Here is a 26,312-nt window from a genome sequence, read left to right as displayed (position 1 = left end):
GCAGTCGCCCTCAAGGAGATCCTCATGTCCGTATACGGTTTGCAGCGCCTCTACATCGGCGGCGGTTACGTCGACGCCACCAGCGGCAAGACTTTCGACACCTTCGATCCCGCCACCGGCGAACTGCTCGCGCAGGTGCAGCAGGCGAGCGCGGCCGACGTCGACCGCGCGGTCGCGTCGGCGCAGGAAGGCCAGCGCGAATGGGCGGCGATGACCGCGATGCAGCGCTCGCGCATCCTGCGCCGCGCGGTCGAGCTGCTGCGCGAACGCAACGACGCACTCGCGGCGATCGAGACGCGCGACACCGGCAAGCCGATCGGCGAGACGCTCGCGGTCGACATCGTCACCGGCGCGGACGTGATCGAGTACTACGCGGGCCTCGCGACCGCGATCGAAGGGCTGCAGGTGCCGCTGCGCGCCGAGTCGTTCGTCTATACGCGCCGCGAACCGCTCGGCGTGTGCGCGGGCATCGGCGCATGGAACTACCCGATCCAGATCGCGTGCTGGAAGACGGCCCCCGCGCTCGCGGCCGGCAACGCGATGGTGTTCAAGCCGAGCGAAGTCACGCCGCTCACCGCGCTGAAGCTCGCCGAGATCTACACGGAAGCCGGCGTGCCGGCCGGCGTGTTCAACGTCGTGCAGGGCGACGGCTCGGTCGGCGCGCTGCTCACCGGCCACCCGGACATCGCGAAGGTGTCGTTCACCGGCGGTGTCGAGACCGGCAAGAAGGTGATGTCGCTCGCCGGCGCGTCGTCGCTGAAGGAAGTGACGATGGAACTCGGCGGCAAGTCGCCGCTGATCGTGTTCGACGATGCGGACCTCGACCGCGCGGCCGACATCGCGGTCACCGCCAACTTCTTCAGCTCGGGCCAGGTCTGCACGAACGGCACGCGCGTGTTCGTGCACCGCTCGATCAAGGATGCATTCACGCAGAAGGTGCTCGAACGCGTGAAGCGCATCCGTGTCGGCAAGCCGACCGATGCCGATACCAACTTCGGTCCGCTCGTGTCGGCCGCGCAGCTCGACAAGGTGCTCGGCTTCATCGAAAGCGGCAAGGCCGAAGGCGCGAAATTGCTCGCGGGCGGCACGCGGCTGACCGACGGTCATTTCGCCAGCGGCCAGTACGTCGCGCCGACCGTGTTCGGCGACTGCCGCGACGACATGAAGATCGTCCGCGAAGAGATCTTCGGGCCGGTGATGAGCATCCTCGATTTCGAATCGGAGGACGAAGTAATCGGCCGCGCGAACGACACGCACTACGGCCTCGCCGCCGGTGTCGTGACCGAGAACCTGTCGCGCGCGCACCGCACGATCCATCGCCTCGAAGCCGGCATCTGCTGGATCAACACGTGGGGCGAATCGCCGGCCGAGATGCCGGTTGGCGGATACAAGCAATCCGGTGTCGGACGCGAGAACGGCATCACGACGCTCGAACACTACACTCGCATCAAGTCGGTACAGGTCGAGCTCGGCCGCTATAACCCGGTGTTTTGAGAACGACAGGAGATACCCCGTCATGACGACACGCGAATACGACTACATCATCTGCGGCGCCGGTTCCGCGGGCAACGTGCTCGCGACGCGCCTGACGGAAGATCCGAACGTCACGGTGCTGCTGCTCGAAGCGGGCGGCCCCGACTACCGCTTCGACTTCCGTACGCAGATGCCGGCGGCGCTCGCCTATCCGCTGCAGGGCCGCCGCTACAACTGGGCGTACGAGACCGACCCCGAGCCGCACATGGACAATCGCCGGATGGAATGCGGGCGCGGCAAGGGGCTCGGCGGCTCGTCGCTGATCAACGGGATGTGCTACATCCGCGGCAACGCGCTCGACTACGACAACTGGTCGACGCACAAGGGGCTCGAGAACTGGACGTATCTCGACTGCCTGCCGTACTTCAAGAAGGCCGAGACGCGCGACGTCGGCCCGAACGACTATCACGGCGGCGACGGCCCCGTGTCGGTCACGACCAGCAAGCCGGGCGTGAATCCGCTGTTCGAGGCGATGGTCGATGCGGGCGTGCAGGCGGGTTATCCGCGCACCGACGACCTGAACGGCTATCAGCAGGAAGGCTTCGGCCCGATGGATCGCACCGTCACGCCGAAGGGCCGCCGCGCGAGCACCGCGCGCGGCTATCTCGACCAGGCGAAGGTCCGGCCGAACCTTGAGATCGTCACGCACGCGCTCGCCGATCGCATCCTGTTCGACGGCAAGCGCGCATCGGGCGTCACGTACCTGCGCGGCAGCGAGCGCGCGACCGCGCATGCGCGCCGCGAAGTGCTCGTGTGCAGCGGCGCGATCGCATCGCCGCAACTGCTGCAGCGCTCGGGCGTCGGCCCCGGCGCGTGGCTGAAGGAGCTCGACATCCCGGTCGTGCTCGATCTGCCCGGCGTCGGCCAGAACCTGCAGGATCACCTGGAGATGTACATCCAGTACGAATGCAAGGAACCGGTGTCGCTGTATCCGGCGCTCAAGTGGTGGAACCAGCCGAAGATCGGTCTCGAATGGATGCTGAACGGCACCGGCCTCGGCGCGAGCAACCACTTCGAGGCGGGCGGCTTCATCCGCACGCGCGACGACGATCTGTGGCCGAACATCCAGTATCACTTCCTGCCGGTGGCGATCAACTACAACGGCTCGAACGCGATCGAGATGCACGGCTTCCAGGCGCACGTCGGCTCGATGCGCTCGCCGAGCCGCGGCCGCGTGAAGCTGCGCTCGCGCGATCCGAACGACCATCCGAGCATCCTGTTCAACTACATGGCCGAAGCGCTCGACTGGCGCGAGTTCCGCGACGCAATCCGCGCAACGCGCGAGATCATGCGCCAGCCCGCGCTCGATCGCTATCGCGGCCGCGAGCTGAACCCGGGTGCCGACTGCAAGACCGACAAGGAGCTCGATGCGTTCGTGCGGGCTCGCGCGGAAACCGCGTTCCATCCGTCATGCTCGTGCAAGATGGGTTACGACGACATGGCCGTGGTCGACGAAGAAGGCCGCGTGCACGGGCTCGAAGGGCTGCGTGTCGTCGATGCGTCGATCATGCCGATCATCACGACCGGCAACCTGAACGCGCCGACGATCATGATCGCGGAGAAGATCGCGGACAAGATCCGCGGCCGCACGCCGCTCGCGCGCGTGGACGTCCCCTACTTCGTCGCGAACGGCGCGATGGCGCGCAATGTCGCGAAGGCGGTGCGGCAGCCGGAGACGGTGTAACCGCGCCCGCGCCCACCGCCGGGCGCGGCAGCAACGACAGGCACGGCTCGCGGCGTTCTCGCCGCGGGCCGTTGTTCATTTCACTGGACGCGCTCGCCGCGCGTGCGCAAGCGCGTGATGCGCGTCGCCGTCGGCCGCACGCGTTTTGCACGCACGATCGGATTCGCTCGCGACGTCAGGCTCATCGCACCGCGCAACCGGTCGAACGCGACGTCTTCGTTCCGTCCGAAGCGGCCGACCGCCGGCCATGCCAGCATTTCATCGAGCCAGATCGTCCATGCGTCGCCGTGGAAGCGGCGCGCGAATGCGCGCACCATGTCGGGCGCCGCGATCGCGATACCCGCCAGCAGGTAATACGCCCAGAAGCTGCCCGCGCCGGCGAGCCGGTCGAGCCGGCACACCGATACCGCTGCGAGCAGGCCGTCGACCGATCCGAGATCCGCACGTCGTTCGCGAATCGCGCGTGCAACGAGATTGTGCCGACCGCCGTACGCCGCGACGGAAACGCCTTTTCCGGCGGCGAGTTCCGCGCAGAACATCGCGAGCGCGGCCATCTCGTCGATACGCGCGGCATCGTCGCGCGGCCCGCAGACGCGCAGCACGACCGCGTCGATGATCGCACCCGGCCGCGCCGACGGCGCCACGCACGCGGCTGCGACGGGCGCGCGCCGCTCTCTCAGGTTCTTCGCAGGCGGCACTTCGCCGATCGCGGATGGTTCCGTGCCTGCGTGCGCGGCGACGCCGCCGTCCGGCTCGACGCCGCCGGCGATCCGCTCGAGCGCGGCCCAGCCATCGTCGGGGTCGTCGAACGCCCACGCATCGATGAAGCCATGCGCCGCTTCGAATGCCGCGCGCGACCCCGGACAACATCGTTCCGCATACGCGAGCTGCCGCGCATCGGGCACGTGCACGCATGCGTCGAGCGGGTCAGTCGCGTCGCAGGCGCAACCGGTGCCGTCCGCTGCGATCCACGGCGCGAGTTCATGCAGGATGGCGATCGTGTCGTGTGACAGGTTCATGCACGATTGCACGCGTGCCGCGCGCGACGGCTGGGCAATCGTTGCGCCGGCAACGCGCGCCGCCACGCGCGCCGCGTCGTCCAGATGTTCGATCAGATACTGCAGCCACGCAGCCGTGCGCAGCCGGTCGGGCGTCGCACCGCGCGCATCGCCATACTTCGCGGGGTCGGTGAGCATGGGTGGTCAGGAATGGTTCCGACAAGTCGGGTAATTGTTGTGTATCGATCGAAGCAGGCGGCACGGTGCATCGCACCGGCCGCCGCATGGCCGCCCGCGCCGGATCGCGAAGCAGGCAGCCGAGCAGCCGTCGCGCGATCGGGCGCGACGACGCCAACGCATCGACAAACCGGAACGCCCGCCGCGCATCCTTGCACGGCCCTCGTATCCGGCGGGCGCCCGGTGTCGATCGCGCGGTGCTTACTGCACGTGGAACTTCGGCGACGTGGCGACCGTGCCGCTGACCGTACAGTCCGGCGTCAGCACGGCATTGTTGAACGTCAGCGACGAGTTCGGATCGCTCCACGCCGTCACGACCTTGCTCGGCCCGCAGGTACCGAGCAGCGTGACGGTCACCTTGGCGTTGTTGATCGACAGTTGCGTCGTGCTGTCGGCCTGGCCCGTCCACGGCGCCGCGCTCGTCGCGCTGCCGCTGATCAGACCGCACGTCGCGCCGCCCGCGAACGTCGTCGACGTGATGTTGACGATGCCCGTCGACGTGATGGTGCCGTTGAACGTCGCGTTGCAGCTCGCGTTGATGGCGCCCTTGCTGAGCGTCGTGAGCCCCGATGCGGAGAACGGTTCGCCGTTCGGATTCATCGGCTGGCCGTCCGCGCGCGACACGGTCACCGCGAACGCGGGCGCGGCCGCAACCGCGGTGAATGCCACTGCAGCAACAAGCGATACGATTTTGCGAATGCTCATTTGCACTGCCCCCTCTCTCTTCACGAAATGGCGGCACGCCGCCAGGAACGCGACCGCCCGGCCCGATGACACCGGGCCAGCCGGCCGCAGGAAACCGCCGACGCACGCAAGATGCACGCCGCACGGCTCAGAACTTGTAGGAAATCCCGACGAACGTGATCAGCGGATCGGCCTTCAACCGCGTGCGCGTGGTCGCGAGCGTCGATCCGTCGGCGGCCTTGATCACGAGCGACGAGTAGGTCTTCAGCGGCATGTACGTGAGCGTCGCCGTCAGTCCCCAGTGCTTGTCGATCGCATAGCTCGCACCGACGTTGTAGACCGGCGTGAACGACGACGACGCCTTGCCCTCCACCGACGTCGGCCCCGGCTTGCCTGCGCCGGCCGCGAGCACGCTGCCGAGGTTCTCGTTGATGTCCCGCGCGAAGTTGCCGTTCAGCTCGATGTTGCTGAACCAGCTGTAGGCCACGCCGATCCCGACGAACGGGCGGAACTTCGCGGTCGGCGCGTTGAAGTAGTACTGCAGAATGATCGTCGGACTCCATTGCCGTGCGTTCTTCACGGCCGGTTGGTTCGACGGATTGTCCATGTTGACGCTGCCGAGCGCGCCGGCCGGACCCGGCGGCCGGATCACGCCGTGCCCGGTCAGCGTGAATTCCGGTGGAATGCCGAGCACCGACGTCACGGCGATATGGTCGGTGAAGAAGTGCGTGAGCGTGAGGCCGACCGTATCGGCGTTGTTGACCGTCAGGCTCGTGCCCGGCGACGTGAACGACCCGGGCAGCCGCAACGGCCCGTTGATCGGCATGCCGGCAAGATTCGTCGTCAGTCCGTTGGTCGAATCCTGCGGCATGATGTGCAGCCAGCCCAGCGTCGCGACGTTGTCGCCCGCCTGCTGGGCCGATGCGAGCGTCGACACGCCTGCGACGACACCCGCGACAATCAGCTTCTTCATGAAGTCTCCCCCTCATTCTGTCCGGGCGGCGCCGTGCACGTGCGCGCGGCGCCGCCGTGTCTGCAGCCACGCAAGCTCACTGCACGAACGCGCCGACCGTGAAGTACGGATTGCGCGTATCGGCCATGTCGAGGAACCCGAACACGCCGCCGGTGAACACGAACTTGCCGGTCGCCGGCCCCGACGCCGCGTCCGCATGCACGGTCGTCACGACGCCCGGCACCTTCTGCGTGAAATCGAGGTTCAGCGCACGCGTGAGCGCGGCCTGCGACGCGTTGAACGGATCGAGCAACGTGGCCTGCGCGCCGATCAGTGCGGTTGCGCGGTAGTTGAACGCGCTGTCGACCCCCGTGTACTCGCCGTTCTGCGAACCCTGCGCGATCGCTGCTTGCGGGCTCAGGAACGAGATGCCCGATTCGTCGTCCGCGCTCGGCGGGCCCTGCGTGAGATCCGCATTGGCGGCACCGGTGCGGATGAAGATCGGCACGAGCTGGTTGCGCAGCTTGCCGACGATCAGGATTCCCTTGCCGGCCTTCGCCGGATCGAGCGCGGCGAGCGTCGGCGGAATCTGCGGCTGGTAGTTGAGCGACTGGAACGCCGGCGCATCGGCGCGCAGCGTGAACGGCTGGTTCACGGTCGCGCTCGACGGCAGCGGCTGCCCGCCGTTCTTCTTGCCGAAGTTGTCGGTCTCGACGTAGCTGCCGTCCGCGTTGATCGTCACCTGCTGGTCGAGCGCCACGGGCTGGAAGTTCTGCGACGGTACCTGGTGGTAGCCGAGCTGGTTGTAGGTGCCGGCGATCTTCGACAGATCGGTTTCGAGCGTCGAGAAGCTGATGAACGGGTAGTACGGGAACGTCGTCTTCGGAATCCTGCCGACGCCGATCACGCCGTCGAACTGGATCGTCGCACCTGGAATCGCGCCGCCCAGCACGCCTTCGCCGAGGAACAGCCGCGCCGGCCGGCTCGGATCGAGACTCGCGTTCTGCATCCGGAACGTGCACTGGTTCAGCTTCACGGTCGGCAGGCCGGTTTCGTCGGCCAGCGCGCCGTCGACCACGTTGGCCGGCGCCGCGTCGCGCGTCGGCTGCACGGTGCCGGCGGCGGTCGGCACCGGCGATGCGAGATAGGTCATCCGGTAGGTCATCTTCGTCGTGTCGAGCTGTACTTTCACGAGCTCGCCCGAGCCGGAGCCGCCGATGAACACCGTGTTGTAGTCGATCGTCTGCGGGCACAGCCGGACCACCGGTGCGGGCGGCGGGTCGCCGTCGCCGCCGCAGGCGACCAGCACGGGCGCGAGCGACGCGGCAGCCATCCAATTCTTCACATTCATAGGAATCCTCTCGAATTTCGATTCGCCGGCGGCGGCCGGTGCGCCGCCGGTGTTCCGTGTTCGTTACGCCGTTACTGGACGAACGCGCCGACCGTGAAGAACGGGTTGACCTTGCTGTTGTTGACGACCATCGCGTAGACGTTGCCGGCCGTCACGAGCCAGCCCGTGTCGCCCTTGCCGAAGATCGCCACGTTGCCGTTCGCGCCCTTCGCGTTGAAGTCCTGTGTGGCCGTGACCTTGATCTTGCCGGGCGTCGCCTGCGTGTAGTCGAGCGCGAACTGCGACGTGACCGACGACGTCTGCGGGTCGATGAACGCAGCAGTCGCACCCTGGAACAGCGTCGACGTGTAGTTCGCCGCGATCGTCGATACGGCCGTGCCGTCGGTGCAGTTGCCAGCCTCGGGCAGGAAGAACGTGCCGTTGAACGTGCCGGGCAGATCCGGGTGCGGCATCGTGCTGCTGAAGCTCGGCCCGGATATCGCAGGCGCGCCCGACACGCCGTTGGACGTGACCACCCCGCACGCGGACGCGCTCGTCGCGCCGATGAAGCCGCCCTTCAGCACATTGGTCGCAACAGGCTGCGCGGGCGACAGCATCGAGATGCCGACTTCCGCGTCGGCGACGGACGCGAGCAGATTCGTCGCGTCTGCATGCGAATAGCCGACGCGAATCACGATCGGCACCAGCACGCCGTTCAGCTTGCCGACGATCATCACGCCATGCGCCTGGGTCGGCGACAGCAGCACGAGCGGCTGCTCCTGCCCGGCCGACGGATACGGCAGGCCCGGATTCGCGCCGCTGACGAACACGTTGTCGGCGCTTCCGTCCGCGTTCTTGCGCAGCGTCCACGGCGTGCCGGTCGTCTGGCACGAGTAGTCGCTGCCCGGCGTGATCGTGCACGTACCGTCTTCATTCAGTGTCTGGCTCCAGTTCACGACGTCCGACTGCCAGCCCTGCGGCGTCGCGGTCTGATAGCTGCTGCCGGTCGGCGACAGATGAATGCCGACCTCGTTGTACACGCCGGCCACCTTCGTGAAATCGGTCTCCGTGTCGGTAAAGCCGATGAACGGATAGAAATCGAACGTGCGCGACGGCACGGTGCCGAGATAGAGACCGGGCACGACAGGAATACCGTCGAACTGGATCGTCGCGCCCGGAATGCCGCCGCCGACCACCCCGTTGCCGACGAACAGCATCGGCGGGTCCGCACGATTGATCGTCACCGCATACGCGCCGTCGCTCGTCGCGCCGCTGTCGAGCACGAACGCGCAACGATTCTGCTCGGCGGTCGGCAGGTTGGTCGGATGGTGGAACGCGCCGCTGATCGTCAGGCCCGCGCGCGTGTCGTTGACCTGGCCCGCCGACGTCGGCACCGACGAGTCGATGAACTGCATCTGGTACGTGAGCTTCGTCGTGTCGAATTTCACCTTCACGTATTCGCCGCTGCCCGCACCGCCCGTATAGGTCGTCGTGTAGTCGAGCGAATCCGGACACAGCTTGGTCACGACGGGCGGCGTCGTTTCGGCGCCGCTCGGCCCGCATGCGCTGCCCGAGCACTGCGGCACGTTGATCGGGCCCGGATCGTCGCCGCCGCCGCAACCGGCGACGAACGGCAGCGCCAGCACGGCGCACGACAGGATCGACTTCCGCCATTCAGGAATGCAAAGCATCAACCCCTCCTTTTGAGGTACGACAGGTCTCGTCCGGACGGGCTGCATGGCCCGCCGGTTGGTATCGCGCCGCCGTGCAAGGCATGCGGCGCATGACGGTGCACACCTGGGCGCCGTGTTGCAATTCACGCGGTTGCAATGAACCCCGCCACGGCACGCGAGCGCGCTCCGGCAGCGCCGTCATGCGGCACGGCGCCATCGGGAAAACGGAACGGAACGGTGTGCGCCGCTACAGCGGCAACGCGAAGCGATGATGCAGGCGCGCGACTCGCGGCGCGCCCGCATCCGTTGAAAAGCCGGAAAACGGCAGTCCAGCCGGGCCCTCGGATAGGCGTCTCATGGTGTGGTCTCCAGACGTACGCTTGATTCGTTATGTTGATGCGTCGTTGGTCGAGACTATGATCGGGCGATACGCACAAGTAAATGGATGCAGAGTTCCAAACGAACGGAACCGCGCGATCCTACTGCGTGCACGGTGTTTGACAGTTTTTCAAACAGCCTTCAATTTATTTGCTCAGACAAATACCCGAGCCGCATCACGCGCGTGTGGATGAGGTCGTTCAAACCACGAGATGCCCGGCCGGCGGGCGTCCGCCGCGCCGTACGCATGCTGCGACGCAACCTCATACGTCGATGATCGCGAGCGTGCCGTGGCTGCCGGGCAGCACCGCGTGACGCGTGCCGGCCGCCGCGAGATACATCTGCCCGGCCTCGACAACGAGCGTCTGGGCGTTGACCTCGAGCATCAGCCGGCCGTCGAGCACGAGCAGCCCCTCGTTGTAATCGTGCACTTCCGCCTCGTACGGCTGCGCGTCCATCCGCAGCACCTTGATCCTGGCCGGCCCCACTTCACCGACGATCGTGGATTGCCACGCGAGGGCTTGCGCGGCCGCAACGGACTTGAAATCGATCAGAGACATGCGCACCGCTCCGGGAACGTGAAGGAACGCATTATCGCGACCGCGGCGGCTGCCGTCCCGGTACGGCGCGGCGGCGTTCCGGCAGCACAGTCGTCGCGGGGGCCGCTGCCCCGCACGACGCGCGACCGCCCCACCAGCCGAAAACGCCACACATTGTTCGCTCGATTCAAATAAAGCATCGCATTATTGAATGACATCTGCGCATTTCACGCGAATCGCGCACCGGCATCGCATGCCGTTTCCATCGAAATGCATTTCCATCTTCCGGTTGCTAATATGGCGGTCCTGCGATCCCGCACCACAACGCCGTTCGACATGACGCCCGTTCGCCATGCCGCACCCGACACCGGCCGCCTCGCGGCGGCGACACCGGGCACGCGCGGCGCACAGCGTCGGACCGAGCGGCCGTGCCATCCGTGAGCATGCAACCGATCCTTTCCGTCTCCGACCTCTCCAAGACTTACGCGTCCGGCTTCCAGGCGCTGAAGCACGTGACCCTCGACATCCGGCCCGGCGAGATCTTCGCGCTGCTCGGGCCGAACGGCGCGGGCAAGACCACGCTGATCGGCTCCATCTGCGGCATCGTCACGCCGACCGAAGGCCGCGTGACGGTCGGCGGCCACGATATCCGCGACCACTACCGCGCCGCGCGCGAAATGATCGGCCTCGTGCCGCAGGAGCTGACGACCGACGCGTTCGAAACCGTGTGGGCGACGGTGTCGTTCAGCCGCGGGCTGTTCGGCAAGGCGCCCGATCCGGCCTACATCGAGAAGACGCTGAAGGCGCTGTCGCTGTGGGACAAGCGCGACAACAAGCTGATGACGCTGTCGGGCGGCATGAAGCGCCGCGTGATGATCGCGAAGGCGCTGTCGCACGAGCCGCGCATCCTGTTTCTCGACGAGCCGACGGCCGGCGTCGACGTCGAGCTGCGCCGCGACATGTGGAAGCTCGTCGATACGCTGCGCGAAAGCGGCGTGACGATCCTGCTGACCACGCACTACATCGAGGAAGCCGAGGAAATGGCCGACCGGATCGGCATCATTCTCGGCGGCGAACTCGTGCTCGTCGAAGAGAAGCGCGAACTGATGCGCAAGCTCGGCAAGAAGCAGCTGACCGTGCAGCTCGAGCATCCGCTCGCGGCCGTGCCGGCCGAGCTCGCCGCGTTCGGGCTCGAACGCGCGGCCGACGGCAGCGCGCTCGTCTACACGTACGACTCGCAGCGCGACGACGCGAGCATCGCGACGCTGATCAACGCCCTCGGCACGGCCGGCATCGGCTTTCGCGACCTGCATACGACGCAGAGCTCGCTCGAGGATATCTTCGTCAGCCTGATCGACAACCGCCGCAACGGCGCACATGGGGCCTAACGCACATGACGAACTGGAATTGGCACGGCATCCGCGCGATCTACCGCGCCGAAATGGCGCGCACGCGCCGCACGCTGATGCAGAGCATCATCGCGCCGGTAATCTCGACGTCGCTGTACTTCGTCGTGTTCGGCTCGGCGATCGGCTCGCGCATCAGCGACGTGAACGGCATCGGCTACGGCTCGTTCATCGTGCCGGGCCTCGTGATGCTGTCGCTGCTGTCGCAGAGCATCTCGAACGCGTCGTTCGGCATCTACTTCCCGCGCTTCACGGGCACGATCTACGAGATCTTGTCCGCGCCCGTGTCGTACTGGGAAATCGTGATCGCGTACGTGGGCGCGGCGGCGTCGAAATCGTTGCTGCTTGGATTGATCATCCTCGCGACGGCCGGCCTGTTCGTGCCGCTGCACATCCTGCATCCGTTCTGGATGGTGCTGTTCCTGGTGCTGACGTCCATCACGTTCAGCCTGTTCGGCTTCGTGATCGGAATCTGGGCCGACAGCTTCGAGAAGCTGCAGCTCGTGCCGCTGCTGATCATCACGCCGCTCACGTTCCTCGGCGGCAGCTTCTATTCGGTCGACATGCTGCCGCCCGCATGGCGCATCGTCACGCTGTTCAACCCGATCGTCTACCTGATCAGCGGCTTCCGCTGGTCGTTCTACGGGCTCGCCGACGTGCACGTGTGGATCAGCCTCGCCGCGACCACGCTGTTCCTCGCGATCCTGCTCGCGATCGTCGCGTGGATGTTCCGCACCGGCTACAAGCTGAAGAACTGACGCGTCACGGCCGCCGCCGGCCGGTTCGCGGATCCGCAGCGACGCTGCTAGACTGGATCGGAAGATCGACTGCTGCCGCCTGCCGCACCGCAACCTGCGGCGCGCGGGCGGCGCCGCTCCCGCCCCATTCCCAGCGCGAGGATCACCCGATGAGCGCCTCCCGAATCGACGCCGTCCGCGACGGCCTGTTTCGCGCCACGTCCTACGTCGACACGCTGAACCTGTGCTTCAGCCAGTTCTTCGTACGATCGCCGCACGGCGACGTGCTGTGCGTCGAAACCGGCACCCGTGCCAATTTCACGCGGCTGAGCGCGGCGCTCGACACCGTCGGCATCGCGCCGTCGATGGTCAGCAGCGTGATCGTCCCGCACTTCGAGGCCGACGAAATGGGCGCGCTGCCCGATTTCCTCGCAGCCAATCCGGCGCTCGTCGCGTACGGACATCCGATGTGTACATGGGGGCTCGCCGACGTGTTCGGCGTGCGCGCGATTCCGCTGAAGGACGGCGAACGGATCACGCTGTCCGGCATCGACGTGGTGCCGGTCTTCACGAAGCACGTGCATCAGTGGGATGCGCTGGTCGTGTATCTGCCGGCGTACAAGGCACTGCTGTCGTCGGACATCCTGATGCGCTTCGGCCGCGAGGATGCCGAGGATCCGCTGCCCGAGATCCTCGACGCGATCACGCGCTCGGACTACCTGCCGTCGCTCGCGCATCTGGCGAGCGCGCTGCGCCGCATCCAGGCGCTCGAGGTCGACATCATCCTGCCGATGCACGGCCCGGCGATCACACGCGACATTCCGCGCGTGATCGCCGGTGTGATCGAGCACTGCGACGCAGCCGCGGCATAGCGCGCATGCGCTGCCGCGCGTGGCCGCCGGTGGCCGGTCAGGCGCCGGTCACGACGAATTCGGCGGCCGCCTTGCTCTGGATCGCGGCCATCACCGCGAGCTCTTGCTCGCTGCGCGGCTCGCCCGACACGACGCCCGTCGCATGCTTGGCCTTCGCGCCGAGCGGAAAGAACACGAACGACGCGCCGGCCGGCGCATCCGGCTCGGCACGCAGGCGTTTGTTCAGGATCTTCAGGTACTTTTTCTTCGACACTTCCTTCGTTGCCATGGCGCCCTCCGCATCAACGTGATGCCGGTCAGCATATCAGTTTTGACAGCGGCTCCGGCGCGCCGCCGTGCGATCGATCTGCACTAGAATGGATCGGCTCACGCGACTCCCGGCGCCCGGCCGCGGCTGCCATGTCCTTATCGGAGTGTTTCCATGCATGTCGAGTTGTTCGCGCAGCATCACGACTGTCCTGGCTGGAAAGGCGAAATGGCGCAGCGCGTCGCCGCGTTCGACTGGTCGGCGACCGGGCTCGGGCCGCTCGACAGCTGGTCGGCGAGCCTCGTCGCGGCCGTGCGCACCGTGCTCGCGTCGCCGCTGCCGCTGGTGATGCTGTGGGGCGAGTCCGGCTACATGATCTACAACGACGCGTATGCCGGATTCGCCGGCGGACGCCACCCCTATCTGCTCGGCCAGACGATCGAACTCGGCTGGCCGGAGGTCGCCGACTTCAACCGCAGCGTGATGACGACCTGCCTCGCGGGCGGCACGCTGTCGTATCGCAACAAGGAACTCGTGCTGCTGCGCAACGGCTGCCCCGAAGACGTGTGGATGGACCTGCACTACAGCCCGATCCCCGACGACGACGGCGCGCCGGGCGGCGTGCTCGCCGTCGTGATCGAGACGACCGAACGCGTGCTCGCGATGCGTCATCGCGAACAGGCGGAAGCGGCGCTGCAGGCGTCCAACGATGCGCTGCGCCGCCTGACCGAAACGCTCGAACAGCGCGTGGCCGACGCGGTCGCGGAGCGCGCGGCGATCGAGGAACAGTTGCGCCATGCGCAGAAGATGGAAGCGATCGGCAGCCTGACCGGCGGCATCGCGCACGACTTCAACAACGTGCTGCAGGTGATCAGCGGCAACCTGCAGATCCTCGCGGTCGAACTGGGCGAGCGCGCGAGCGCGCAGCCGCGGATCGAAAGCGCGAACAACGCGGTACGGCGCGGCGCGCAGCTCGCGTCGCACCTGCTGGCGTTCGCGCGGCGCCAGCCGCTGTCGCCGACGGTGCTCAATCCGCGCCAGCTGATCGACGGCATGAACGAGATGCTGCACCGTGCACTCGGCGAGACCGTGCGGATCGTCGCGGCGCTGGCGCCCGACGTCGGCAACGTGCTCGCCGACCGCCACCAGCTCGAGAACGCGCTGCTCAATCTTGCGATCAATGCGCGCGACGCGATGCGCGGCGACGGCACGCTGACGATCGCCGCGTACAACGACGCCGCCCCCGCGCCGGCGCCGGGCGAACGTCGCGCGCCGTTGCCGCCCGGCGAATACGTGACGTTCGAGATTGCCGATACCGGCGCGGGCATGACGGCCGACGTGCTCGAGCGCGTGTTCGAACCGTTCTTCACGACCAAGGCCGACGGCGAAGGCACGGGGCTCGGGCTCAGCATGGTGTTCGGCTTCGTCAAGCAAAGCGGCGGCCATACGTCGATCGACAGCACGCCGGGCCAGGGCACCACCGTGCGGCTCACGTTTCCGCGCTGTCACGATACGTACGCCGAGGCGCCGTCCCTTGCGACGCAGCCCGATCCCGTGCGCGGCCGCGAAACCATCCTCGTCGTCGAGGACGATGCCGACGTCCGGCTCACCGTGGTCGACATGCTCGCGCAGCTCGGCTACAAGGTCCTCACCGCGTCCGACGGCGAAGCCGCGCTGCGGATGCTCGACAGCGGCACGCCGATCGACCTGCTGTTCACCGACGTGATCATGCCGGGCCGGATCAAGGGCGGCGAGCTCGCGCGCCGCGCCGCGCTGCGCACGCCGCCGCTGCCCGTGCTGTTCACGTCCGGCTACACGCGCGACGAGATCTTTCACTCCGGGCGCCTCGACCCCGGCGTCATGCTGCTCGGCAAGCCGTACCGCCGCGACGAACTCGCGACCCGCGTGCGCAGCGTGCTGGACGCGCACGCGAAGGCGGCGTGAGCGGCTGGCGGGCCGCCGGGCGCGCGGGCCGCCCGTCTCTCCCGCCTCCGGTCCCGGGAATTTTTTCGCGCGATGTCGATTCGCGCGATCGTCGCGCGTCGTAGTGTCGTAACCGCTCGTTTTGCCGTCCGCACGGCCGGCCGACAACGGATTTCCCCTTTCTCGTTCAAGGAGTAGCGACAATGCGCGTCATGGTGATCGTCAAGGCAACGGCCTCGTCCGAATCGGGTGCGATGCCCGATACCGAACTGCTGGCGGCAATGGGCCGGTACAACGAGGAACTCGTGAAGGCCGGCGTGATGCTCGCCGGCGAAGGGCTGCACCCGAGCTCGCGCGGCAAGCGCGTGCACTTCTCGGGCAACGCGCGGACCGTCGTCGACGGCCCGTTCGCCGAGACCAAGGAGCTCATCGCCGGCTTCTGGCTGTGGCAGGTGAACTCGATGGAAGAAGCGGTCGAATGGGTCAAGCGTTGCCCGAACCCGATGCCCACCGATTCGGACATCGAGATCCGCCCGATCTTCTCGCCCGAGGACTTCGGCGACGCATTCACGCCGGAACTGCAGGAACAGGAAGCACGGCTGCGGGCGGAAATGGAGGGCAAGTCGGGAACGTAAGACGGTTCTGCCGGGTGTCGGTGCCGGGTGTCGGTGCCAGGTGCCGGTGCCGGGTGCCGCCCCGGCATCCGCATCGGCATTGGCCCGGCCCGACCCGCCCGACCGCGCCGATTCTTCCGAACAAACGGATTGACGGATGCTCGCCCTATAACGTATCGTTTTGATACGTTACTTACACCCGAGCCGCCATGCATTCCCGTTTCGACCGTTTCCGCGCGACGCCGCTCGGCGCGCAGCTCGAAGCGCTGATCGCGCAGCCGCACCGCTATGTCGAATTCGCGGCGCTGTCGCGTGTCGGCGTCGCCGCGATCGGCGCGATCCAGCACGAGATCGCGCACAAATTCCCCGAAATCGAAGCCGATACGACCGCCCGGCAGTTCTGCGGCGCGATGGTCGCCGACGTGATGCGCCGCCACGGACACGACGTCGTGCAGGCGCGCGGCCGGATCGGCGGCGCGCTGTTCAGCTACGGCGCGGTATTCAGCGCGTATCCGCACGTGCTGCCGTTCGCCGACGTCGTCGCCGCGCTTGGCGCAATGCCGGACCGGCTCGCCGCGTATGCCGAGCACGTTCCGGCCGTGCTGCGCACGCGCCGCCCGGCCGGCACCGGATTCTCGTTCGTCGAACATGCGTGCCACCTGCGCGACCTCGACACGGTGTTCGCCGAACGCATCGACAACGTGCGCACGCACGAACTGCCGGTGCTCGCGTCCGTCGACGGCACCGCGCTCGCCGCACAGCGCGACTACCTGGCCCAGCCGCTCGACGAGGCGCTCGCCGCGTTCCGCACCGGACGCGCCGCACTGTGCGCGACGGCCGCCGCACTGCAACCGCCGCAACTCGCGCGCTGCGGGCTGCGCGACGGCATCCGCCGGATGTCGCTCGACGAACTCGTGCGCGAACTGCTCGACCACGATCGCACGCACCTGCTCGAACTCGACGAACTGCTCGCCGAGCTCGAATTGCCTCCGCTGCCTTCGGCGTCCGCCGAATGAACCCGCTCCCTGCCGAGCGGCCGGCCGCGTTGCGCGAGACGCTCGCGCGCTGTGTCGGCTGAACGCGGCGCCGGCACGGCTGCGCGCCGCCGCCTGACAACTCGTAGGATTCGTCGAAATTTGGTTGAAAGGCGCCGTTGCTAGAGTCGCCCTGCAGGGTTTTCCCGATGCCCGACTGCCGAACGAACACGACACATGCGAGGCTCCATGAACCTGGTACGCACGCTCTGGCTGTTGCTGCTGCTCGCCGCCGCGGGTCCCGCTGCCGCGTTCCAGGCGCGGGTCGTCGCGATCCCGAGCGCGGCGATGCATCAGACGCTGCAGGCGACCGTCGTGCTGCCGGACGCGTATGCGCGCCTGCATCACGGGCCCGAGCGCAGCGTCGAACGCTTTCCGGTCGTCTACCTGCTGCACGGCTCCGGCGGCGACCACACCGACTGGATCGCGAACACGCGGATCGCCGCGCTGGCCGACCGCTATCGCGTGATTCTGGTGATGCCCGACGGCGGACACGAAAGCTGGTACATCGACAGTCCGTTCGACTCCGGCAGCCGCTACGAAACCTTCGTCGGCGACGAAGTCGTGTCGTACATGGACATGCACTTCCGGACGATCGCGACCAAGGGCGCACGCGCGATCACCGGGCTCAGCATGGGCGGCTTCGGCGCGCTGCGCATCGCGCTCGACCGGTCCGACACGTTCGGCGCGGTCGGCAGCATCAGCGGCGCGGTCGATCCGCGCTGCTGCGAGGACGAGCCCGGCATCGACCACGTGTTCGGCGATCCCGGCCGCCATCCGTCGTTCTGGAACCGCAACGCGATCGTCGAAAACGCCCGCGCGTTCGTCCGCGCGCATCTGGACCTGACGATCGACTGCGGCCGCGACGACTCGTTCGTCGGCTCGAACCGCATGCTGCACGAACGGCTCGTCGCGCTCGGCGTGCCGCACGACTATGCGGAACGTCCGGGCGGCCACACGTGGGACTACTGGGCGCATGCGATCCGCTATCAGATGCGGTTCTTCGCGACGTCGTTCCAGCATGGCGGCTACGCGTAAGATCCGGTCCTGCTGACGCGATCCGCGCCGACGCGTGCGCCGCGTGCGCCGTGCTGGCGCAGCGTCGCGGCACCGCATCGCGCGCGGGGCCGATGGTAGGATGCGCTGGCATCGACCATCCGACTTCCCCCCATGCCGCGCGACAACTTTGCCGACCTGCTCGCCTTCATCGCCGTCGCGCGCGAGCGTAGCTTCACGCGCGCCGCCGCCCGGCTCGGCGTGTCGCAATCCGCACTCAGCCACACGATCCGCTCGCTCGAGACACGTCTCGGCGTGCGGCTGCTCACGCGCACGACGCGCAGCGTCGCACCGACCGAGGCCGGCGAGCGCCTGCTGCAGAATCTCGCGCCGCGCTTCGACGAAATCGAGGCCGAGCTGTCCGCGCTCGCCGAGCTGCGCGACAAGCCGGCCGGCACCGTGCGCATCAACGCGACCGACTACGTGATCCGCACGCTGCTGTGGCCGAAACTGTCGCCGGTCCTGCGCGACTATCGCGACCTGAAGGTCGAGTTCGTCACCGACTACGGGCTGTCCGACATCGTCGCGCAACGCTTCGACATCGGCGTGCGGCTCGGCGACCAGGTCGCGAAGGACATGATCGCGGTGCGCATCTCGCCCGACCTGAAGATGGCGATCGTCGGCGCGCCCGCGTATTTCGCCGACCGCGAGCGGCCCTCGACGCCGCAGGATCTCGTCGCGCACGATTGCATCAACCTGCGCCTGCCGACGCACGGCGCGCTGTACGCGTGGGAGCTCGCACGCGGCGGCGACGCACTGCAGGTGCGCGTCGACGGCCAGGTCACGTTCAACGGTACCTACGAAATGCTCGATGCGGCGCTCGCCGGCTACGGACTCGCGTACGTGCCGGCCGAGCTCGCCGCGCCGCACGTCGCGGCCGGCCGCCTCGTCAGCGTGCTCGACGACTGGTGCCCGACCTTTCCGGGCCATCACCTGTACTACGCGAGCCGCCGGCAGTCGTCGCGCGCATTCGCGGTGATCGTCGACGCGCTGCGCGAGCGCGGCCATTCATGAACCGGCGCAATAAGTTCATGCGCATTCCTGGGGATTATCGATAAGCGCGGCGGTGACTACCATCGACGATGTCTTCAACGTCACCCGGAGCCATCGATGTCCGAACCGACTTCCGCCGCGCGCCAGGCCTTCGGCGCAATCGCGCCCGCGCTCGCCGACTACACCGACAACGTGCTGTTCGGCGACGTGTGGCAGCGCCCCGGCCTGTCGCCGCGCGACCGCAGCCTGATCACCGTCGCGAGCCTCGTCGCGCTGTATCGCGCAAACGAACTGCCGTTTCATCTGAAGAAGGCGCTCGACAACGGCATCACGCGCGACGAGCTGATCGAGGCGATCACCCACCTCGCGTTCTACTCGGGCTGGCCGACGGCAAGCTCGGCGCTGCCGATCGTGAAACGCGTGTTCGACGAAGCGGGCGTGTGAGCGCCGCGCGCGGCACGTTCTGCCTCTTCATCCAACGACCTCAAACGACGCGGGCGCTCGTCCGCCTGGAGCCAATCCATGGATTACCGCTATCTCGGCCGCAGCGCGCTGAAAGTGTCGCCGCTGTGTCTCGGCGCGATGATGTTCGGCGGCGAAACCGACGAAGCGACGTCGGCACGCATCATCGACAAGGCGTTCGACCAGGGCATCAACTTCATCGATACGGCGGACGTCTATCACGCCGGACGCTCGGAAGAAATCGTCGGCCGTGCGATCGCGCGGCACCGCGACAGCTGGGTCGTCGCGACGAAGTTCGGCTATCCGGCCGGACCGGACGCGGGGCCGAACCGTCAGGGCCAGTCGCGCAAATGGATTCATGAATCGGTCGACGCGAGCCTGAAGCGGCTCGGCACCGATTACATCGACATCCTGTATTTCCATCGCGCGTTGACCGACGCGCCGCTCGACGAAGGGATGCGCGCGGTAGCCGACCTGATCCGGCAAGGCAAGGTGCGCTACGTCGGCTTGTCGAACTTCAAGGGCTGGCGCATCGCCGAGATCGTGCGTATCGCGGATCAGCTCGGCATCGATCGTCCGGTCGCCAGCGAACCGCTGTACAACCTCGTCGATCGCACGGCGGAAGTCGAACAGTTGCCGGCGGCCGCGCATTACGGCATCGGCGTCGTGCCGTACAGCCCGCTCGCGCGCGGTGTGCTGACCGGCAAATACGCGCCGGACGCGCAGCCGCCCGCGGATTCGCGCGCCGGCCGCGGCGACCGGCGCATCCAGCAGACCGAATGGCGGCCCGAGTCGCTGCATATCGCGCAGCAGGTGGCCGCGCATGCGGCCGCGCGCGGCACGACATCGGTCGCGTTCGCGCTTGCGTGGGTGATGAAGAACCGGATCGTCAGCTCGACGATCGCCGGGCCGCGTACCGAAGCGCACTGGGACAGCTACATCGATGCGCTGACGCTCGAGCTCGGCCCCGACGACGAACGCTTCGTCGATTCGCTCGTGCCGCCGGGGCATGCGTCGACGCATGGATATACGGATCCCGGTTATCCGGTCGAAGGACGGAAGGTGTGACGTTCGTCGGATGAAACCGGATGTGCGATGCGCGTCGGCATGACCCGATGCGCGCGATCGCTCGTCGGCGGACGATGCATGAACGACGTGCCCGACACTATTCTCCGTGCGTCGAACGTCGCGCGATGCGGCGTAAAAACGATACGAAAAAAAGACAACGGCGGCCGCGCAAGCAAACGCAGCAACCGCGACGTCAGTTCAGTTGCCGCGCGCCGCGTCGGCGCTCACCACGCGATCGAAGAATTCCTGCGCACGCGCCAGTTCGTCGAGCGCGTGATCCAGACGCGACATCGCGCGTGCATATTCGGCCGACGAGATGTCGTCATCGCCCTCGCCGCGAACGGCGCGAAACGCCTGATCGACGTTGCGCGTCGCTTCGACGAAGCGTTGTGCGGCCCGGGCTTCCCGCGAACAGATGTGGGTCGACATCGACACTTCTCCCTCAGGGTTGCTGTGTGAAGCAAGCCGACGCTCAGTGTGCGTGGTGCGCATGTCGGCGGCGTGAACGACGACAGGCAGCCTGCCGACGCACGATCGCCGTGCAGCGCGCTTCGTCGCGATTGTCGCTCCACACCCGCCGATCCGCTACGGCGAGATTGCAACAAATTCTTGCGCGCCGCTGCATGCGCGTTCGGCTGCGCGGCTTCACATCACGCGCCGCACGTCGGCGGCGCGAACGTCATGCGCGGCCGACGCGCGGATGCGCGAGACCGCCGAACGCGGCCGCTTCGCCGGGCGACAGATCGAACAGATCGCCGGTAAGTTCGGCCGGATGCTCTGCGGCGGGACGGCTGCGCAGCCGCGCGACATGCGCGGGCGCGACATAGGCGGCCGCCGTTTCGATCGGCGGCACGTCGAACAGATCGCGCGTGACACCGCGCACCGCATCCGTCGGCGACTGGCCGCGCAAGCGCGCGACCAGTTCGACGAAGCGATCGAAATCGCCGGCGCGCGTCGCCTTGTTCACGTCGGCGAGATCGCGCGCCTTCAGCACGCACGGCTGCGCGAGCCGCACGAAATACGGCGCTTCGAGCTCGACCGACAGCGCGAGCGGATAGCTCCTGCCCGTTTGTTCCTTCGCACGCCCGATGCAGTCGACCACGGCCGCGCCCTGCGCAACGCCGAGCGGCCTGCCGGTGCTCACACTGCGCAGGTGATCGGGGAACACGCGCAGTTGGGTGCCGACCGTCAGCGCGGTGGACGAAGCGCAAACCAGCGCGTAGTGCTGCTCGCGGCGCCGGCCCGACGGCAGCGTCGCGCGGCTCGCGATGAACGTGTGCGGCGGCAGCGGCCGCACCTGGCCGCTCGCGTCCACCCATGCGTTCCACAGCAGCGCGTCCTCGCGCTTGCGCTCGCCGGGCCGCGTGCGCGACGCAACCGGCGAGAACAGCGCGAGCAGCGAGCCCGTGCGATGCGCGGCGACTTGCGCGCTGCTGCCGAGCGGCTGGCTGATGCCCCACAGAAAACGCCCGCCCCCGAGCCGGCGCTCCCATTCCTTGCGGAGCACGACGGTCGGCAGTTCCTCGCCGGACTCGGTACCGATCTTCGTCCAGCAGAACGTGGGAGGGAGGTGTTTCAGTGTCATCAACTTTCTCGGAATACAGCCTCGCTGCTGACAGCAAGCCCATTCAACAACCGTAACTGTATAGGTATAATGCATCGCATGGAAGCCCCGGACCACGATTTTCCTGTACAAGACCTGTTACGCCGTCTGCTGGCGGACACGCGCTCGTCCAGCGAAATCGCGCGCCTTTCCGGCGTCAGCCAGCCGACGGTGTCGCGCCTGCGACTGTCGAACGGGCGCCGCCTGCGGCGCAGCGCACCATTCAACAAGCTATGCAGTTTCTATGGCGTCGATACCGGCCCGGCACGCCGCCGCTACAACGACCTGCTGCGCGATGCGATCGTCGACGCGTGGGACGGCTCGGACGAGCACGGGCGCGCGCTGCTGGTCGTGATCCAGGGGCTGAAGGATCTGCAGGCAAAGGCGGATGACGGGTGATGGCAAGCAGCGTCGACGAATCGAACGAAGCTGAAGGCATCGGACAAGCGGGCGGTGGCGAATACGATTCGCGATCGCCCGTTTTGCATTGGCGGCCGACGATCGGTCACAAAACGGCGGCGAGCGCGCCGCCGAACAGGCACGGCACGAACCTGCCGCGTGGCCTGCGTCGCCCACGCGTCGAAACTTGTTTGCTGTCAGTTAAAAAAGTTTGACACGCCGTTTTCCCTGAGATAACTTTTGCGCAAGCTTCCGGAAAGCAAACGCCGACCGGCAAGCCATCACGATGCGCGGCGCGGCCGAAACCGCCGATCCGTTTCATTCCGTCGCCGCACGCGCGTCGCGTCGTGTGTTTCCGCAGCGCAGCACAGCAGCTCGCAACATCCCCGCCTCATCGAACGATGTCGTTCCGTTTCATCTGGAAGGATGTGCGGCATGCACCCATTTGATTCGCAGTCCTGCATGAACTGCGATGCCGCGCTGCCGCTTTGGCCGGGCATGTCGCCCGGCGTTGTTCCGATGGTGCAGTTTGGTCTTCGTCGCATGCAGCAATCGGCCCGGCCCGCAGGGGGCGTATCGCGGAACGGTCGCATTCACACAATCAAAAGAACGAGGTCGGCAATGCAAATTCATGTCAGAGGATCGCGTCGCGCATGGCTACCCGCGCTCGTCGCAGCCGCGACGCTCGCCGCGTGCGGCGGCGATGACGGCGGCAGCGTGGCCGGTGTGTCAGCGCTCGCGCAAGCTCAAGGCGAAGCTCAGGATCAACAGGCCGATAGCGCCGCGCAACGACGCGTGTCGCCGTCCGGCGTCCCGTACGCGAACCCCGCCAGCGGCGGCCGCTACAAGCCGGTGATCAGCAACGGCCAGGTGCAGCCCTCGCTGTCGGGCGGCACGATCGAGGAAAACGCGTGGGTCGACACGCCGGTCGATTCCGACGGCGACGGCACGAAAGACCGGATTCACGTGCGCATCGTGCGCCCGTCCGAAACCGCCAGCGGCGCACGTACGCCGGTCATCGTGCTCGCGAGCCCGTACTACGCGGGGCTCGCCGACAGCCCGAACCACGACGTCGACGTCGAACTCGACGGCACGCCGCATCCCGTCGCAACCGCAGCCGCCGCCGGCGGCGCATCCGCGCGCGCGATGGCCGCCGCGCCGCAAGTCCGGATGCTGCAGCAGCTCGAAGCCGCGGCGGCCGGCCGCTCATGGATCGAAAGCTATTTCATCCCGCGCGGCTTCACGATCGTCTACGCGGATTCGCTCGGCACCGCCGGCTCCGACGGTTGCCCGACGATCCTCACGCGCGACGAATCCGTCGCGATGGCGTCGGTGATTCGCTGGCTCGGCCGCGACGCGACCGCGAAGGATGCGAGCGGCAAGGCGGTCGTCGCGAGCTGGTCGACGGGCCACGTCGGCATGTACGGCGTGTCGTACGACGGCACGCTGCCGAAGATGGTCGCGAGCCTGCGCACGCGCGGGCTCGATGCGATCGTGCCGGTCGCCGGGCTGTCGAACATGTATGGCTACTACCGCTCGGGCGGCCTCGTGCGTGCGCCGGAGGGCTATCAGGGCGAGGACGTCGACGTCTATATCAAGGCGCTGCTGACGAATGCGCATCCGGAGCGCTGCACGCACCTGGTCGACGAAGCGCTGCAGCAGGAAGACCGCAAGACGGGCGACTATTCGCCGTTCTGGGCCGCGCGCGACATTCCGACCGCCCGTGCGGTCGCGCCGGCGCTCGTCGCGCAGGGGCTGACCGACGACAACGTGCGCGTCGACCAGTCGACGTCGTGGTATCTCGCGATGCGGCGCCAGCGCGTGCCGACGCAGCTGTGGCTGCATCGGCTGAAGCACACCGACCCGACCCGCGTGCCCGCGATGGCCGATGCGTGGACCGCCGAGGTGAACCGCTGGTTCACGCGCTACCTGATCGGCATCGACAATGGCGTCGAAAGCGATCCGCGCGCGGTGGTCGAGCAGGCGGACGGCACGCTGCTGAAGGAAACGGACTGGGCCGCGCGGCGCGCGACGCCGGTCGCGTATTTCGCCGGCGGCGACGGCGCCAGCACGGGCACGCTGTTGCGGACGCCGAGCGGCGGCCCGCTTGCGCGCTTCACCGACGATGCGACGATTCCGGCGCTCACGCTGGCGAACGCGACGACCGGCGAGCATCGCAGCCGCTTCGAGACTGCGCCGTTCGCGACCGCGACGCGTCTGTCCGGCACCGCGACCGCACGCGTGCGGCTGACGTTCACCGGCGTCGCGAACGTGACGGCGCTGCTGGTCGACCGCGCACCGGACGGCACCGCGACGATCGTCACGCGCGCATGGACCGATCCGCGCAATCGCGTGTCGGACTGGTTCTCGGAATCCGTGCTGCCGGGGATGCCGTATGACCTGAAGCTGACCTTCATGCCGCGCGACTACAAGCTCGAAGCGGGCCACAAGCTCGGTCTCGTCGTGCTGTCGAGCGACAACGAGGCGACACTGCGGCCGACGCCGGGCACGGGGCTCGCGCTCGATCCGGCAGGAACGTCGGTGACGGTGCCGCTCGTTTCGTCCTGAGCGCGCTCGGCGCGATGCGCGTGCGATCGCGAACGATCGCACGCGTCCGGTGCCGCGCGGTACGAGCGGCAGGCGCCGCGCGACGCTGCTTCGCCGTCGCGTGGCGCCGTGCTTCTTGGACAACACGATTACGTGACCCGGCAACCGATCGTCTCCACGAACGGCACGGGCGCGGCAACGGCCGGAGCGCATGGAGTGAAAGGTTATTTCAGCCCGACCGAAATTTCAGCTCTGAATGGCGGGCGCGACGCAATTTTTTCTCGCTTTCGCCCGGCGACCGCGAATAAAGCCGGTTCGCCTTTCGTTTACAGCGGCGTCAGCACCGGCTCCCCCGCGAAATGCCGCGCGGCATTGTCGAGAAACTGCTGTACCGAACGATCGAGCGCCTCCGGCGACCAGCCGCCCATGTGCGGCGTCAGCACGACATTGTCGAGGTCCGTCAGCGTGCGCGGCGGTTCGGGCTCGCCTTCGTACACGTCGAGCGCCGCACCCGCGATGCGGCGCTCACGCAGCGCATCCGCCAGAGCAGCGGTATCGACAACGCTGCCGCGCGACACGTTCACGAGAAAACCGCCGGGGCCCAGCGCATCGAGCACCGCGCGGTCGATCAGATGGCGCGTGCCCGCGCCGCCCGGCGTCGCGACGAGCAGGAAATCGGCCCATTGCGCGAGCGCGTCGACGCGTTCGAAATAGCGATACGGCACGGGTTTCGCCGCGCGATTGTGATACCCGATTTCGATATCGAAGCCGGCCGCGCGACGCGCGCATTTCTCGCCGATCTTGCCGAGCCCGACGATGCCGAGCTTCTTGCCCGACACGTTCGGCGGCATCGGCAGTCCTTCGCGCCATACGCCCGCACGGGTCTTTGCATCGAGCTGCACGACGTTGCGCACCGCGGCGAGCAGCAGCGCAAACGCGTGATCGGCGACGCAATCGTCGTTGGTGCCCGCGCCCGTGACCACGGTGATGCCGCGCGCCTTCGCATGCGCGACATCGATGTGCTCGTAGCCGGCGCCGAGCGCGCTGACAAATGTCAGCTGCGGCAGACGATCGATATCGGCGGCGGTCAACCCCGTGCTGCCGTTGGTGAGCACCGCGCGAATCGTTCGGCCGTGCGCGGCGATCGCGTGCTCGCGTTCGTCGGCGGTGGGCGCATGGTGCACGTCGTACGACGCGGCAATCTGGCGGTGCGCGTCGCCGCGCAGCGCGATCAGGAGCAGCAGTTCGGGCTTCATGTCAGCAAGCGTCCGCAGGCGGGAATGCGTTCCAGTGTAACAACGGCGTGTGACGCGCGCAGGTTATCCTCACGCGCGCTGTGGACG

The 26,312-nt window shown here is 67.5% G+C and carries 25 protein-coding genes; 15 read left to right on the top strand and 10 right to left on the bottom strand.

The annotated features are described in order from the left end of the window. The first annotated feature begins 24 nt into the window (after positions 1–24). The gene (gene betB, locus Q3A80_RS13990) at positions 25–1,494 is read left to right on the top strand and encodes a betaine-aldehyde dehydrogenase (protein ID WP_446329568.1); all 1,470 of its coding nucleotides are present in this window, start codon (positions 25–27) and stop codon (positions 1,492–1,494) included. A 22-nt stretch (positions 1,495–1,516) separates the two neighbouring features. Further along, positions 1,517–3,217: a choline dehydrogenase gene (gene betA / locus Q3A80_RS13985; protein ID WP_446329567.1), complete on the top strand. Its 1,701-nt coding sequence runs from the start codon at positions 1,517–1,519 to the stop codon at positions 3,215–3,217. 80 nt (positions 3,218–3,297) lie between these two features. On the opposite strand, the gene Q3A80_RS13980 is transcribed toward betA, so the two are convergent. From Q3A80_RS13980 to Q3A80_RS13955, 6 genes are all read right to left on the bottom strand, one after another. Next, entirely contained in the window at positions 3,298–4,413 is a 1,116-nt protein-coding gene (locus tag Q3A80_RS13980) for a hypothetical protein (RefSeq protein WP_446329566.1), read from the bottom strand. Between the two features lie 240 nt (positions 4,414–4,653). Further along, positions 4,654–5,157, bottom strand: coding sequence for an activator protein (locus Q3A80_RS13975; protein ID WP_446329565.1), 504 nt, complete (start codon positions 5,155–5,157; stop codon positions 4,654–4,656). A gap of 127 nt (positions 5,158–5,284) precedes the next feature. Continuing rightward, complete coding sequence (locus Q3A80_RS13970; RefSeq protein WP_446329564.1) at positions 5,285–6,109, bottom strand: OmpW/AlkL family protein; 825 nt, start codon at positions 6,107–6,109, stop codon at positions 5,285–5,287. A 76-nt stretch (positions 6,110–6,185) separates the two neighbouring features. Then, complete coding sequence (locus Q3A80_RS13965) at positions 6,186–7,439, bottom strand: DUF2957 domain-containing protein (RefSeq protein WP_446329563.1); 1,254 nt, start codon at positions 7,437–7,439, stop codon at positions 6,186–6,188. A 71-nt stretch (positions 7,440–7,510) separates the two neighbouring features. After that, positions 7,511–9,109: a DUF2957 domain-containing protein gene (locus Q3A80_RS13960; protein WP_446329562.1), complete on the bottom strand. Its 1,599-nt coding sequence runs from the start codon at positions 9,107–9,109 to the stop codon at positions 7,511–7,513. A gap of 623 nt (positions 9,110–9,732) precedes the next feature. Next, positions 9,733–10,029, bottom strand: a complete 297-nt coding sequence (locus Q3A80_RS13955; protein ID WP_446329561.1) for a cupin domain-containing protein — start codon at positions 10,027–10,029, stop codon at positions 9,733–9,735. A gap of 422 nt (positions 10,030–10,451) precedes the next feature. On the opposite strand from Q3A80_RS13955, the gene Q3A80_RS13950 reads away from it, so the two are divergent. The 3 genes from Q3A80_RS13950 (at position 10,452) to Q3A80_RS13940 (ending at position 13,023) form a co-directional block, all read left to right on the top strand. After that, positions 10,452–11,396: an ABC transporter ATP-binding protein gene (locus Q3A80_RS13950; protein ID WP_446329560.1), complete on the top strand. Its 945-nt coding sequence runs from the start codon at positions 10,452–10,454 to the stop codon at positions 11,394–11,396. A gap of 5 nt (positions 11,397–11,401) precedes the next feature. Then, entirely contained in the window at positions 11,402–12,172 is a 771-nt protein-coding gene (locus Q3A80_RS13945) for an ABC transporter permease (RefSeq protein ID WP_446329559.1), read from the top strand. Positions 12,173–12,321: 149 nt separating this feature from the next. After that, positions 12,322–13,023: an MBL fold metallo-hydrolase gene (locus Q3A80_RS13940; protein ID WP_446329558.1), complete on the top strand. Its 702-nt coding sequence runs from the start codon at positions 12,322–12,324 to the stop codon at positions 13,021–13,023. 37 nt (positions 13,024–13,060) lie between these two features. Here the strand turns inward: Q3A80_RS13940 and Q3A80_RS13935 are convergent, their stop codons facing one another. Beyond that, a complete protein-coding gene (locus Q3A80_RS13935; RefSeq protein ID WP_446329557.1) occupies positions 13,061–13,291 on the bottom strand; it encodes a hypothetical protein in 231 nt (76 codons plus the stop codon). Between the two features lie 153 nt (positions 13,292–13,444). Here Q3A80_RS13935 and Q3A80_RS13930 point away from each other — a divergent pair, with 153 nt between their 5' ends. The 7 genes from Q3A80_RS13930 to Q3A80_RS13900 all read left to right on the top strand — a co-directional run bounded on the left by Q3A80_RS13930 (position 13,445) and on the right by Q3A80_RS13900 (position 20,420). Then, positions 13,445–15,214, top strand: a complete 1,770-nt coding sequence (locus Q3A80_RS13930; RefSeq protein WP_446329556.1) for an ATP-binding protein — start codon at positions 13,445–13,447, stop codon at positions 15,212–15,214. Between the two features lie 182 nt (positions 15,215–15,396). Then, complete coding sequence (locus tag Q3A80_RS13925; RefSeq protein ID WP_446329555.1) at positions 15,397–15,828, top strand: YciI family protein; 432 nt, start codon at positions 15,397–15,399, stop codon at positions 15,826–15,828. Between the two features lie 188 nt (positions 15,829–16,016). Next, a complete protein-coding gene (locus Q3A80_RS13920; RefSeq protein ID WP_446329554.1) occupies positions 16,017–16,823 on the top strand; it encodes a DinB family protein in 807 nt (268 codons plus the stop codon). Between the two features lie 207 nt (positions 16,824–17,030). Continuing rightward, positions 17,031–17,879 (top strand): alpha/beta hydrolase, encoded by an 849-nt coding sequence (locus tag Q3A80_RS13915; protein ID WP_446329553.1) that lies wholly within the window; start codon positions 17,031–17,033, stop codon positions 17,877–17,879. 132 nt (positions 17,880–18,011) lie between these two features. Beyond that, positions 18,012–18,911, top strand: coding sequence for a LysR family transcriptional regulator (locus Q3A80_RS13910; RefSeq protein WP_446329552.1), 900 nt, complete (start codon positions 18,012–18,014; stop codon positions 18,909–18,911). Positions 18,912–19,007: 96 nt separating this feature from the next. Then, entirely contained in the window at positions 19,008–19,334 is a 327-nt protein-coding gene (locus Q3A80_RS13905; protein ID WP_446329551.1) for a carboxymuconolactone decarboxylase family protein, read from the top strand. A gap of 78 nt (positions 19,335–19,412) precedes the next feature. Further along, a complete protein-coding gene (locus tag Q3A80_RS13900; protein WP_446329550.1) occupies positions 19,413–20,420 on the top strand; it encodes an aldo/keto reductase in 1,008 nt (335 codons plus the stop codon). A gap of 198 nt (positions 20,421–20,618) precedes the next feature. On the opposite strand, the gene Q3A80_RS13895 is transcribed toward Q3A80_RS13900, so the two are convergent. Both Q3A80_RS13895 and Q3A80_RS13890 read right to left on the bottom strand, forming a co-directional pair. Then, entirely contained in the window at positions 20,619–20,849 is a 231-nt protein-coding gene (locus tag Q3A80_RS13895) for a hypothetical protein (RefSeq protein WP_446329719.1), read from the bottom strand. A 250-nt stretch (positions 20,850–21,099) separates the two neighbouring features. Next, complete coding sequence (locus Q3A80_RS13890) at positions 21,100–22,005, bottom strand: hypothetical protein (RefSeq protein WP_446329549.1); 906 nt, start codon at positions 22,003–22,005, stop codon at positions 21,100–21,102. A gap of 78 nt (positions 22,006–22,083) precedes the next feature. On the opposite strand from Q3A80_RS13890, the gene Q3A80_RS13885 reads away from it, so the two are divergent. From Q3A80_RS13885 to Q3A80_RS13875, 3 genes are all read left to right on the top strand, one after another. Next, a complete protein-coding gene (locus tag Q3A80_RS13885) occupies positions 22,084–22,422 on the top strand; it encodes a helix-turn-helix domain-containing protein (protein WP_446329548.1) in 339 nt (112 codons plus the stop codon). After that, positions 22,422–22,637: a hypothetical protein gene (locus tag Q3A80_RS13880; protein ID WP_446329547.1), complete on the top strand. Its 216-nt coding sequence runs from the start codon at positions 22,422–22,424 to the stop codon at positions 22,635–22,637. Before Q3A80_RS13885 ends, Q3A80_RS13880 begins: the two co-directional genes overlap by 1 nt. Positions 22,638–23,043: 406 nt before the next feature. Further along, complete coding sequence (locus Q3A80_RS13875; RefSeq protein ID WP_446329546.1) at positions 23,044–24,990, top strand: Xaa-Pro dipeptidyl-peptidase; 1,947 nt, start codon at positions 23,044–23,046, stop codon at positions 24,988–24,990. A gap of 305 nt (positions 24,991–25,295) precedes the next feature. Here the strand turns inward: Q3A80_RS13875 and Q3A80_RS13870 are convergent, their stop codons facing one another. Further along, a complete protein-coding gene (locus tag Q3A80_RS13870) occupies positions 25,296–26,225 on the bottom strand; it encodes a 2-hydroxyacid dehydrogenase (RefSeq protein ID WP_446329545.1) in 930 nt (309 codons plus the stop codon). Positions 26,226–26,312: the final 87 nt, after the last annotated feature.

The sequence above is a fragment of the Burkholderia sp. SR8 genome (assembly GCF_052851275.1).
This window is presented reverse-complemented; position numbering and strand designations above follow the sequence as displayed.

Bases quoted from the DNA above. Each gene is read 5' to 3' on its own strand.
- betB (WP_446329568.1), top strand. From the start codon at position 25: ATGTCCGTATACGGTTTGCAGCGCCTCTACATCGGCGGCGGTTACGTC.
- Q3A80_RS13885 (WP_446329548.1), top strand. From the start codon at position 22,084: ATGGAAGCCCCGGACCACGATTTTCCTGTACAAGACCTGTTACGCCGT.
- Q3A80_RS13970 (WP_446329564.1), bottom strand. From the start codon at position 6,109: ATGAAGAAGCTGATTGTCGCGGGTGTCGTCGCAGGCGTGTCGACGCTC.
- Q3A80_RS13920 (WP_446329554.1), top strand. From the start codon at position 16,017: ATGCATTCCCGTTTCGACCGTTTCCGCGCGACGCCGCTCGGCGCGCAG.
- Q3A80_RS13900 (WP_446329550.1), top strand. From the start codon at position 19,413: ATGGATTACCGCTATCTCGGCCGCAGCGCGCTGAAAGTGTCGCCGCTG.
- betA (WP_446329567.1), top strand. From the start codon at position 1,517: ATGACGACACGCGAATACGACTACATCATCTGCGGCGCCGGTTCCGCG.
- Q3A80_RS13935 (WP_446329557.1), bottom strand. From the start codon at position 13,291: ATGGCAACGAAGGAAGTGTCGAAGAAAAAGTACCTGAAGATCCTGAAC.
- Q3A80_RS13950 (WP_446329560.1), top strand. From the start codon at position 10,452: ATGCAACCGATCCTTTCCGTCTCCGACCTCTCCAAGACTTACGCGTCC.
- Q3A80_RS13895 (WP_446329719.1), bottom strand. From the start codon at position 20,849: ATGTCGACCCACATCTGTTCGCGGGAAGCCCGGGCCGCACAACGCTTC.
- Q3A80_RS13915 (WP_446329553.1), top strand. From the start codon at position 17,031: ATGAACCTGGTACGCACGCTCTGGCTGTTGCTGCTGCTCGCCGCCGCG.
- Q3A80_RS13875 (WP_446329546.1), top strand. From the start codon at position 23,044: ATGCAAATTCATGTCAGAGGATCGCGTCGCGCATGGCTACCCGCGCTC.
- Q3A80_RS13940 (WP_446329558.1), top strand. From the start codon at position 12,322: ATGAGCGCCTCCCGAATCGACGCCGTCCGCGACGGCCTGTTTCGCGCC.
- Q3A80_RS13870 (WP_446329545.1), bottom strand. From the start codon at position 26,225: ATGAAGCCCGAACTGCTGCTCCTGATCGCGCTGCGCGGCGACGCGCAC.
- Q3A80_RS13910 (WP_446329552.1), top strand. From the start codon at position 18,012: ATGCCGCGCGACAACTTTGCCGACCTGCTCGCCTTCATCGCCGTCGCG.
- Q3A80_RS13890 (WP_446329549.1), bottom strand. From the start codon at position 22,005: ATGACACTGAAACACCTCCCTCCCACGTTCTGCTGGACGAAGATCGGT.
- Q3A80_RS13965 (WP_446329563.1), bottom strand. From the start codon at position 7,439: ATGAATGTGAAGAATTGGATGGCTGCCGCGTCGCTCGCGCCCGTGCTG.
- Q3A80_RS13980 (WP_446329566.1), bottom strand. From the start codon at position 4,413: ATGCTCACCGACCCCGCGAAGTATGGCGATGCGCGCGGTGCGACGCCC.
- Q3A80_RS13955 (WP_446329561.1), bottom strand. From the start codon at position 10,029: ATGTCTCTGATCGATTTCAAGTCCGTTGCGGCCGCGCAAGCCCTCGCG.
- Q3A80_RS13975 (WP_446329565.1), bottom strand. From the start codon at position 5,157: ATGAGCATTCGCAAAATCGTATCGCTTGTTGCTGCAGTGGCATTCACC.
- Q3A80_RS13945 (WP_446329559.1), top strand. From the start codon at position 11,402: ATGACGAACTGGAATTGGCACGGCATCCGCGCGATCTACCGCGCCGAA.
- Q3A80_RS13930 (WP_446329556.1), top strand. From the start codon at position 13,445: ATGCATGTCGAGTTGTTCGCGCAGCATCACGACTGTCCTGGCTGGAAA.
- Q3A80_RS13880 (WP_446329547.1), top strand. From the start codon at position 22,422: ATGGCAAGCAGCGTCGACGAATCGAACGAAGCTGAAGGCATCGGACAA.
- Q3A80_RS13925 (WP_446329555.1), top strand. From the start codon at position 15,397: ATGCGCGTCATGGTGATCGTCAAGGCAACGGCCTCGTCCGAATCGGGT.
- Q3A80_RS13960 (WP_446329562.1), bottom strand. From the start codon at position 9,109: ATGCTTTGCATTCCTGAATGGCGGAAGTCGATCCTGTCGTGCGCCGTG.
- Q3A80_RS13905 (WP_446329551.1), top strand. From the start codon at position 19,008: ATGTCCGAACCGACTTCCGCCGCGCGCCAGGCCTTCGGCGCAATCGCG.